Annotated in this window: 5 protein-coding genes and 1 tRNA gene; 1 reads left to right on the forward strand and 5 read right to left on the reverse strand. The window is 70.2% G+C overall.

All coding sequences use genetic code 11. The features are described 5' to 3' along the window. From D7W79_RS31250 to D7W79_RS31260, 3 genes are all read right to left on the reverse strand, one after another. Positions 1-1,114 (reverse strand): serine/threonine protein kinase (locus D7W79_RS31250; RefSeq protein WP_147442138.1); only part of this gene is annotated, 1,114 nt, incomplete at its 3' end. After that, positions 1,111-2,061 (reverse strand): DUF2381 family protein, encoded by a 951-nt coding sequence (locus D7W79_RS31255; RefSeq protein WP_120529030.1) that lies wholly within the window; start codon positions 2,059-2,061, stop codon positions 1,111-1,113. The genes D7W79_RS31250 and D7W79_RS31255, both read right to left, overlap by 4 nt. A gap of 2,140 nt (positions 2,062-4,201) precedes the next feature. Further along, entirely contained in the window at positions 4,202-4,606 is a 405-nt protein-coding gene (locus D7W79_RS31260) for a hypothetical protein (RefSeq protein WP_120529031.1), read from the reverse strand. Positions 4,607-8,851: 4,245 nt separating this feature from the next. Between D7W79_RS31260 and D7W79_RS31270 the strand changes: the two genes are divergently transcribed. Continuing rightward, a complete protein-coding gene (locus D7W79_RS31270) occupies positions 8,852-9,277 on the forward strand; it encodes a hypothetical protein (protein WP_120529033.1) in 426 nt (141 codons plus the stop codon). Here the strand turns inward: D7W79_RS31270 and D7W79_RS31275 are convergent. Together D7W79_RS31275 and D7W79_RS43920 are read right to left on the reverse strand one after the other, a co-directional pair. Next, positions 9,255-10,439, reverse strand: a complete 1,185-nt coding sequence (locus D7W79_RS31275) for a site-specific integrase (protein WP_120529034.1) — start codon at positions 10,437-10,439, stop codon at positions 9,255-9,257. The genes D7W79_RS31270 and D7W79_RS31275 overlap by 23 nt on opposite strands. 118 nt (positions 10,440-10,557) lie before the next feature. Beyond that, positions 10,558-10,634 (reverse strand) — tRNA-Gly (locus D7W79_RS43920). Positions 10,635-10,850 lie beyond the last annotated feature (216 nt).

Raw genomic sequence — 10,850 nt, forward strand, 5'->3', positions numbered from 1 at the left:
CACGGGGGCCGCTGGAGGATTCCGGCACGACGGGGACGGGGGGCGCTTCCCGCGTGGGGGCTTCGCGCAGCAAGGCGAAGGCGAAGGCGCCGAGCACGACGGCGGCCACGGTCCCCGCCAGCACGCGCCGCAGTGCCTTCGCGGGAGGGCGGCCCGTGGCCTCCGGGACATCGGAGCCCGCTTCCGGAGGCGCTTGCACGAGGGCCAGCCACTCCGCGCCCTCCTGCGCCGCCAGCGCTTCTAGCGCCTCCCGCATGGAGGCCAGCGAGGGACGCCGCTTCTCGAAGTCGCGCGCCATCCACTTTTCCACCCACTCGCTCAACGCCTCGGGCACGCGAGGGTTGGCGGTGCGTGCGGACGGGGGCGCCCACATGGGGCTGTTGACGTCGATGCGGGGCGCCTTGCGCGCCTCCCCCCCGCCGCGCGCGGGCTCCGCGTCGGTCAGCGCGTCATACAGGCACACCGCCAGCGAGTAGAGGTCATCCTCGGGCGGGAAGGAGTAACGCGCGTCGGGGTTGTTCTGGTTCTCCTTGAAGAAGCGCGCCGCTTCCGGAGAGCGGTAGCGGTTGGTGCCTGGGGGCAGGGGCGCGTCCGTCAACTCCTGCGCTCCCGAGTATTCCCCCGCGCCCAGGTCGATGAGGACGGGCTCACCGTCCACCTTGCGCACCATGACGTTGGAGAGCGACAAGTCCCGGTGGCGCACCCTTCGGCCGTGCATGTGCTCCAGGGCATGGGCCAGCTTCGCGAAGAGGCGTACCACTTGCTGGAAGGTGGGCTGCGCGTTCTGGAGCCAGTGCGCCAGAGTCCAGCCGTCCACGTACTCCAGCACCAGATACCCGCGTCCCTGCGGCGTGCGCGCCCAGCCCTGCACCTTGGCGATATGGGGGTGGTCCACGTGGACAAGGCACACCAGTTCGCGCAGCAGGCGTTCATCCGTCTTTCCCGGGTCCGCGCTGTGCTGCCGGTGCTTGGAGAGCTTGAGGGCCACGGGCTTGCCGTCCTTCACGCCCCGGTAGACGTCACCATAGGCGCCCCCGCCCTTCCACTCGCGGACGCGGTAGGCCCCCAGGCGGGAGCCGGGCTTGAGGTAGCTGAAGACTTCCGCCGTCGTCATGGTCCGCTCTTCTCCTGCGCTGGAGTCCCGTCCTCAAGCACCACGCCCGGAATGGCCAGGGGCCGGGCGCCGTCCGCCGCCTCCTGTATCACCAACCGGAAAGCTTCCCCGTCCGGTCCGGATTCCCCCATCTTCCACGCGAACTCCACCGCCAAGCGGCCCGTGCCGGTGGGCGGCAGCACGTCCGGAGTCATGGCCACCGTGCGCGCCTCCACGCGGCGGCCGGTGGACGGATTTTCCAACCATGACTTGCCCGGCCTCCACGGTTGCCCGGTGCGGTTCGAGACATCCACAGCGAGCACCACCCACGCATCCGCCTTGAAGCGGTAGACGGACACTACCTTCATGCCCGCCGCCGCACTGCCGGGTGGCGTGCGGAGTTGTTTAACGATGAGGCCGGATTCGCTCACCTGCCCCGAGAGAATCCATCCGGAGGGGTTCATGGCATTGCCGCGCTCGCGCTGCGCGGTGAGTGCCGCCTCACAGGCGGAGCAGCGGGCCTCCAATGCGGCCAGCCGGCCCTGCATCAACTCCGGCGCGCTGGCGTCGCGGAACACCATGACTTGCGCGTCCACCACGTCGGCAGCCGTGGTGAGCTTGAAGACGGGCGCCGTCAGGCTGGGCTCGTTGAGAAACGGCACGCGCAACGTCACCGCTTCGCTCAATTCCTCCAGCGCCCGGAGGGTAACGGAGCGTTCTCCAACGCCCAGGATCTCAACAGGCGCTTTATCGTCCAGCTTCACGGCCTGCGCGTTGATCGGCGTGTCGAAAGTGAGCGTGGTGGGAATGCGGGTGGAGACGCGCACGCCCTCGGCTTTCGCGGTGAGTGCAACGCTCCTCACCCGGGCCTTGGGTGAGGAGGACTCTTCCGCAGCCGCTGTCCACGTCACGAAGGACAAGAGCACCACCAAAAGCCCGGGAAGTTGTGGCAAGGGACGAAACCTCATGCGTTGACCCTAACAGACCGATTTCCCCCCGAGAGCGCTCCCAATGCAGGCCCTGGCAACGTGAGGGGTCGGGGCCGGGTTTGAAGGTGCGCCTGGCGGATGCCTGGCGGGTGCGAGTCATTGGCCCCCCTTCTGTGACGGTCCAAGGCGGCTCGGTGTGGGTGGCTGCTGCGTCTTGGCGGGCTCCACGCGCCCCGAGGTGGCTCGGTGCGAAGGGGCTCCACGGCCTCCGAGGTGGTGCGCGGCGTGGACGCTGGTGGCTGCGCACCGGCCGGACTCCACCGTCCCGAGGTGATTCTAGGTGCGGGTGCTGGTCCGCCGCACCGGCCGGGCTCAACGGCCTCCGAGGCGGTGCGCGGCGCGAAAGGGCTTCACGGCCCAACGTGGCGCTCGGTGTAGTTGCTGGCTGCCGATGTGCCCCGGGTGGGCTCCACGGCCCGAACTGGTGCTCGGCGTGAGTGCTGGCCGCTGCGCACCCGCTACCCTCCACGGGCTCCGAGGTGGCTCGGCGCGAAAGGGCTTCACGGCTTCGACGTGGCGTGGTGCTCGGCTGCTGACAGCCGCCATGCCCTGGCGCATTCCAGGGCTTCCGAGGGGGCTCGGCGCGGTTGCTGGCCGCTGCGCATCGTCCGTGCTCCAGGCGTCCCGAAGGGGAATTGCGTGCGGGGGCTGCGCCCTGGTGGACTCTACCGGCCCCGAGGGGGAACGCACCGGCCGGGCGCCACGGCCTCCGAGGTGGCGCTCGGCGCGAGAGGACTCCACGCCCCCATGGTGAGGCTCGGCGCGCGTGCTCGCCACTGCGCACCGGCCAGACTCCACGCGCCCCGAGGTGAGGCTCGGCGCGAAACGGCTCCACGGCCTCCGAGGGGGGCGCGAAACGGCTCCACGGACTCCGAGGGAGGGCGCGAAACGGCTCCACGGACTCCGAGGGAGGGCGCGAAACGGCTCCCACGAGCCCCGAGGTGGCGCGGTGCTTGGGTGCGGGCGGCTGCGCACGGACTGGGCTCCACGGACCGAGGGGATGCTCGGCGCGGCCGGAGCTGGCGGCCATCGTGCCCTGGCCGACTCCACGGCCTCCGAGTGGTGCTCGGCGCGTCTGTTGGAGGCTGCGCACTGGCCGACTCCACGTGCCCCGATGGGGTGCGGCGCAAAATGGCTCCACGGCCCTGAGGGGGGCCCGGCGCGGGTGCAGACGGCTGCGCACCGGCCAGACTCCTACGCACCCGAGGGGGCGGCGCGAAAAGGATGTACGGCTCCGAGGGGGCTCGGCGCGGGTGCTGGCGGCTGCACACCGGATGGACTCCACGGCCCCGAGGTGGCGTTCGGCGCGGCGGCTGGTGGCTGCACACCGGCCGTGCTCCGCGCTCCACGGCCTCCGTGGTGCTCGGCGTGAGTGCTGGCGATTGCACACCGAACGGACTCCACATGCTCCGAGGGGTGCTCGGCGCGCGTACTGGCCGGGCTCCGCATGCCCCGAGGCGGTACGGTGCGAAAGGGCTCCACGGCCCCTAGGGGGTGCTCGGCGCGCGTGCTGGCCGCTGCGCACCGGCCGGACTTCGCGCGCCCCTAGAGAGTCCGGCGCGAAACGGCTCCACGGAGTTCCGAGTGGGACAGTGCTCGGGTGATGGCCGCTGCGCACCGGCCGGCTCCGTAGGCCCCGAGGTAGTGGACGCGCGGGGGCCGCGCTCTGGCGGACTCCAGGGCCCCAGGGGTGCGCAGCGCGGATGCTGGCTTCTACGCCCTGGCGGGACTCTACGGACTCCACGGGCTCCGAGGTGATGCTCGGCGTGGCGACTGGCTACTGCGCACTGGCCGGGCTCGGCGCGCCCCGAGGTGAAGCTCGGCGCGTGTGCTGTCCGCTGCGCACTGGCCGGGCGCCATGGCTTCCGAGGTGAGGCTCGGCGCGAAATGGCGTCACGGCCCCAAGGGAGGCTCTGCGCGAAATGGCTCCCATGCGCCCCCTAAGCCCCCGGCCATAGATATTGCGCACTTCCGATGCCGGGCGGTGCGGATTCACGCCCGAAAGGCAGCAGCTATGGCCACATGATTCCTAGGAGTGGCGCACGAGGGCGAACGACAGCGGCCCGAAGGATTTCGCCTCGGGGCCGCCAGTGGGCCGCACGCGTCGTTCGACTGGACGTTACTCGTCCTGCGCGACGACCTGCGCCTCGGGAATGGCGCCAGCAGGAATCTTGATGACCTCAACCGTGAGGGAACCGCTGTTGTCACCATACTTGGTGTCGTAGACCTTCACCTTCACCGAGCCGGTGTTCTCGTCAGCTACGAAGTAGGTCTTCTTGCCGACCTTGATGTTCCCCGACTCTGCGCCCACCTTCATGACCAGCATGCCGTAGCCGTCGCCCGGGGCACCGTTCGCATCCACCGCGCCGGTCCACGAGCCGACCACCACTTGGCCCTCGGCCTTGATGAGCAGGATGTCGCCTTTGGCGACCTTCAGGTCCACCGACGTCCACTCATCGTTCTTCCCGCTCACCGTGACCTGCTTGCGCACAATGGCGTCGGCGGCAGGTGCGGCGGCGAGCACGACGGCGGGGCTCACTAGAAGGGCGGCACAGAGGGTAGCTGCGAGACGCATTGAGGAATCCTCCAAAAGTGTGTTTTTCCTTAATCGCAGAAGGCGACGTGGGGGCGCAAGTCCCACTCCCACGACCTCCGCTGTGATGCCCAAGCCCCCAGCCAGGGACCGTTGCGAACATTCGTGCGCGTCGCGCCAAGCGCGGTTGCATGCGAGGCGTGCGCAACATCTACGGCCAGATGCTTAGGGGAGCGGCGCGAGAGGACTTCACGGCCTCCGAGGTGAGGCTCGGCGCGAAAGGGCTCCATGTCCCAGAGGTGAGGTTCGGCGCGCGTGCGGGCTGCCGCTGCGCCTTGGCGGACTTCGCCGCCTCCGAGGTGAGGCCCGGCGTGGAGACTGATCACCGCTGCGTCTTGGCGGACTCCACCGCCTCCGAGGTGAGGCTCGGCGCGCATGCGGGCCGCTGCGCACTGGTGGACTCCGCGCCCCCATGGTGAGGCTCGGCGGCTGGCCGCTGCTGCGCCTTGGCGGACTCCTCGCGCCTCCGAGGTGAGGCTCGGCGCGCATGGTGGCCGCTGCTGCGTCTTGGCGGACTCCACCGCCTTCGAGGTGAGGCTCGGCGCGCATGCGGGCCGCTGCCGCGCCTTGGCGGACTCCACCGCCTCCGAGGTGAGGCTCGGCGCTGGTGTTGACAGCCGCCGTGCTCTGGAGGACTCCAGGGCCTCCGAGGTGGCTTTCGGCGTGGGTGTTGGATGCTGCGCACCGGTCAGCCTCCACGCGCCCAAGTCGGCACGGCGCGAAAGGGCTTCGTGGCCCCGAGGGGGCGGTGCGCAAGAGAGCCACGGTCCGAGGTGGTGCGCGGCGCGGCTGCTGGCTGCTACACACCGGCCGCACTCCATGGCCCCGAGGGGGCGCTCGGTGTAGTTGCTGGCTGCCGCTGTGCCCTGGGTGGACTCCATGGCCCGAGGGGTGGCTCGGCGTGAGTGCTGGCCGCTGCGCACTGGCTATCCTCCACGGCCTCTGAGGTGGCGAGGCGCGAAAGGGCTTCGCGGTTCCGAGGTGGCGTGGTGCTCGGCTGCTGGCAGCCGCCATGCCCTGTCGGACTCCAGGGCTTCCGGGGGGGCACTGCGCGGGTGCTCGCCGCTGCTCATCGTCCGCGCGTCACGCGCCCCGAAGGGGTGCGGCGTGCGGGGGTTCCGCACTGGTGGACTCCACCGGCCCCAGGGGGACGCACCGGCCGGGCGCCACGGCCCCGAGGTGGCGCTCGGTGCGAAAGGGCTCCACGCGCCCAGAGGTGGCGCGGTGCTCGGATCGTAGCGGGCGACTGGGCACCGACCGGGGGCCACGGTCCGAGGTGATGCTCGGCGCGGCCGGTGCTGACTGCCGCCGTGCCCTAGCACCATGGCCCGAGGTGACGCTCGGCGCGGCCGATGCTGGCTGCCGCTGCGCCGTGGTGGACTTCCGGGTCCGAGGTGGCGCGCGGCGAGAAAAGGCGCCACGCGCCCGGACGGGTGCGCTGCGCAAAACGGCTTTCCGGCCCCGAGGGATGCGGCGCGAAACGGCTCCGAGGGAAGCGCGGCGCGAAACGGCTTTCCGGCCCCGCGAGGGCGGCGCAAAACGGCTCCCAGGATTCCGAGGGAGGCGGCGCTCGGGGGCGGGGGGCTGCCGCGCACCGCGCCGGATCCATAGGCCCTGGGGGATGCTCGGCGCGAAAAGGCTCCACGACCTCCGAGATGGTCCTCGGCGCGAAAGGATGCCCGACCCGAGGTGATGCGATGCGAAAGGGCTCCACGGTCCCGAGGTGGTCCTTAGCGAGGATGCTGGCCGTTGCGCACCGGGCGCGATCCACGGCCCCGAGGTGGCGTGGTGCTCGGCGCGGGTGCTGGACGCGGCGCACCGGCGGGACTCCACAGAGTCCGAGGGAGTACGCGGCGCGAAAGGGCTCCTCGGCTCCGAGGGGGTGCTCGGCGCGGGGGCTGGACGCGGCGCACCGGCTGCCCTCCACGGCCTCCGAGGTGGCACAACGCCAAAGGACTCCACGGCTCCGAGAGGGCGCTCGGCGCGAAATGGGTCCACGACTCCGAGAGGGCGCTCGGCGCGAAATGGACCCACGGCCCCGAGGTGGCTCGGCGCGAAATGGATCCACGGCCCCGAGGTGGCGTGGTGCGAGTGCTGACCGCTGCGCACCGGCCGCGCTCCACGCGCCCCGGAGGGGGCGCGGCGTGCGAGGGCTGCGCCCTGGTGGCTTCCCGGGCCCGAGGTGGCGCTCGGCGCGAAAAGGCGGCATGCGCCCGCACGGGTACGCGGCGCGAAACGGCTCCGAGGTGGCACTCGGCGCGAAAAGGCGCCATGCGCCCGCACGGGTCGGCGCGAAACGGCTCCGAGGTGGCACTCGGCGCGAAAAGGCGCCATGCGCCCGCACGGGTACGCGGCGCGAAACGGCTCCGAGGTGGCACTCGGCGCGGGTGCTGGCTGCTGCGCACCGGCTGATTCCACGCAGCCTGAGGAAGTGCGCAGCGCGAATCTGCTGATCGCGGCATGACTCCGGGCGCGTAGCGCCTGGCCAAAGCACCGTACCCCCTTGGTGCGCAGGAGCGCCAAGTCTCACCACGGCCGGGACGCAGCAGCACCCCGGAACCGAGCCTCACCACGGCTGGGACGCAGCAGCACCCCGGAACCGAGCCTCACCACGGCTGGGACGCAGCAGCACCCCGGAACCGAGCCGCACCACGGCCGGGACGCAGCAGCATCCCGGAACCGAGCCTCACCACGGCCGGGACGCAGCGTCACCCCAGCGCCGAGCCTCACCACGGCCGGGGCGATGCAGCATCCCCGGAACCGAGCCTCACCACGGCCAGGACGCAGCAGCTCCCAGCCGGTATGCAGCAGCACCCCACATCCCAGGCGGAGCGCAGCAGCCCCCAGCGCCGAGCCTCGCCACGGCCGGGCGCAGCAGCACCCCAGCGCCGCCCCCACGGGGCGGGTGGAGCGCGGCCGGTGTGCGCAGTGACGATCAGCACCCGAACACCGCACCACCTCGGAGGCCATTGCTCCCGCCAGGGCACGGCGGCAGCCCCCCGCCCCCGAGCGCCGCCTCCCTCGGAGTCCAGGGAGCCGTTTCGCGCCGTCCCTTCGGGGATGGGAAGCCGTTTCGCGCCGCGCCCCCCCCTCAGAGCCGTTTCGCGCCGCGTACCCGTGCGGGCGCATGCCGCCTTTTCGCGCCGAGCGCCACCTCGGGCCCGGGAAGCCACCAGGGCGCAGCCCCCGCATGCCGCACCCCCTCCGGGGCGCGTGGAGCGCGGTCGGTGCGCAGCGGTCAGCACTCGCACCACGCCACCTCGGGGCCGTGGATCCATTTCGCGCCGAGCCACCTCGGGGCGTGGATCGGGGGCGGCAGCAGCGCCGGGAAGTAAGCGGCAGCATCACGGACACAGGCGAAACGGGCGGCTTGGGAGCGCCCGAGTCTGGCCCAGCGGCGCAAATCCGGCAGGGCACCCGCGCGCCCCGGCGAGTCGTTGGCGAAATCCTCCACGGCGCGCGAAACGCAGCGTGGGGACGGCTCACGCGGCGAAATGTCCCCACCAGACACACCAGGGCAGCACGGGGCCAATTCGCGCCTTCGGCTGGCGCGTTTCGTTACGCCATCGGCGCCGCTGCTCGCGGGTCGGCGCGAAACCCCGGAAACGGCTGGAGGTGCGCCCCTACGCGCCGCGAGGTCCGCCCGACTGAGACGCGGCAGAGTGGGGCCGGGGGAAAACGCGCCGTCCCTGTGGGCGCGTTTCCGGATCCGGAAACGGCGCGAAACCCGCCGCGCGGCGCCATTTCGCCCGAGGACGTGCCCGCTATGGCGCACGCGCGAAATTGCGCCGCTGTATCGCCGCACGGCGCGAAACGTTTCGCACCGTGCGGCGCAATTACATATCTCCATTTCGCGCTCCCTCGGCGCAATTGTAGACGGCGAAATGATTCGCGCCAAACGGCGAAACTCCGGCGCGAAACCGCCTCCCTCAGAGCGCGAAAACACATGCTCAATACGGCGAAACTCCCGCCACGTAGGCGGAACAGTGTTTGGGGAAGGTGTTTGACAATTGTTTGTCTTATGCGAGAAAATTAGGGGACGCAGTGAGGCTGCGGGGTGCCTTCCACTTGGAAGGCGGGCCCTCGGACGGAGAAAACTCCGACGCTCGGCACTCCTCACTACGGACACCGCCAGGACGCCCCACGGGGCATCCAGACGCCATCAGGTCGGCACCCATGAAGGACACAAACAAGGACACCAGCAACACGCAGCAGCTCACCGCTATGGACAGCGGCACCGAATCCACGTTGCTGCGGGAGATCCACCATGAACTTCGCAGGCTGCGGGAGGCCGTGGGTGTGATTCAGGCTCGCATCACCCAAGCGGCCCCCGTCCAGGCCGCCCGCGCCGTCACCGTTGACGCAGCAAGGGCCCTTCTCGGCTGCGGGCGCTCCCAGGTCTTCGCACTCCTCAAGGCGGGCGCGCTGAGCCGCGCCCCCAAGGTGGGCAAGACGGCCATGGTGACGGTGGAGAGCATCGAAGCACTCCAGGAGCGCTTCGTCCGCGAGCCAACCCCCAAGCTCAAGCGGCAACCCGCCCGGAGCACTTCCACCGGGCGGGAGACACGGGAAGCGATTCTCAGGATGCTGCGGCAGCCTTGAGCGGCAGCACTGCCGGATCCTCGGGATGCTCCAGCCGGAGCGGCACCTTGATCATGGGCGGCACCGCAACGTTTTCGTAGAAGCGCTTGGTGGTCGCGGGCGACGTGTGCCCCACCACGGCGGCAATGGCAGCAAGTGGCAGCCCTCCCGATTTGGGCCGCACTTCCTGTCCGCATTCAGAAGCCCACGTCACAAAGCTGTGCCGTAGTTCCCCAAAGCGCACCAGCTCCATGCCCAGGGACTTGCAGGCCCGTCGCACCACGCGCCGGATGTGACTGTCCACAGGCGCAGCACCGCGCGCCTGGAGCCGTTGCGCTGCCGCGAGCGCTTGACGGTCGATGCTCTGGACGTGAACACGCCCGCTCTTGTGGACGAACCGAAGGGTTGCGGCGATTTCGCCCGGCTCCTTCAACACCGTGACCTTGCCCTCGCCTTGGGCAAGCCGCTCAATCTCCGTGCCGTGCATCCCCGTCTTGGCGTGGAGGCACAGCACGTCGCGCACGCATTGAACGTCCGTCACCCGGCGCATGTCCTTACGGTCGAAGTTGGTGAACTCCCAGCCGGTGATAGCGCGGTAGAGCCGTTCAATGGTTTCGATGCTGTAGCCCTTCTCACGCACCGACTTTTCGGGACGGCTGACGGGCACCTTGAGGGAAATGGTGGCGTCCTCCGCCACCGTCAACGTGCCCTCTTCCTCGCGCAGCCACGCGCAGAATGCCTTGAGGGCCGTCACCCGGTTCTTGCGCGCGGTGGGCTGCCGGTTCAACTCGCGTAGAAGGTCCTGGAGGGTGACGGTGCGCCAATCGCGGCCCGAAAACGCTTCCGCCCACGCGGCCAAGTAAAAGCCAACGCTGCTCACGTAGCGCTTCGTCGTGCCCGCGCGCCGCATGAAGTCCAGGTAGCGGCCCACGGTCGGCGCGTCCAGGTAGACGGCGGACTCTTGCTTGAGCTTCTGGGCTTCGCCCTTGGTCCGGTAGCCCTCGGGATCGCGCATGAAGAGGGCCAGCTCGGCTTCGGCTTCCGTCTCGCTGCGGGCGTCGAGGTGGACCGTATACGTCTTGCCCGCGACCATCTTGCGCAGCACGTACACCGGGCGACCGTCCTTCGCCGTGAACGTGCGCCCGCCCTGCCATTTGCCCGTCCAGACCTTGCCGCTACCCATGCAGAAAGACTCCAGTTTGGTCCAATTTCGGTCCCAACTGACCGGATTTGGTCCCTGGAGTCAAACCGCGCCCCCTCGGCAGGAGGGGGCGCGGCTCAAGGCGGTGGGTTACTTCTTGTGGAGGCGGAGGGAATCGAACCCTCGGGCAGGGAGATGGGAACCCCCAGGCAGGATGCGCTGTTACCCCCCATCTCCTTGATTTTCCTTGGGTTCCTGATCCCGCCCCGTCCCACGCTGTTCCTCGGTGTGCCCCCTCAATCCACGCTGGAGGGGCACACTGGGGGCACATGCGGCCCACCAGGGGCAACCCGCTCACGGACGCGAGCGGCCCGAGTTCCCAGTCTCGCAGGGCTCACGAGAAGCCCGTGGGAGGCTGACAGTAGCGTGTGCCCTGGCGAGGTGGAACTGGGG

The sequence above is a fragment of the Corallococcus exercitus genome (genome assembly GCF_003611585.1).
In the GTDB taxonomy this organism is placed as follows: domain Bacteria; phylum Myxococcota; class Myxococcia; order Myxococcales; family Myxococcaceae; genus Corallococcus; species Corallococcus exercitus.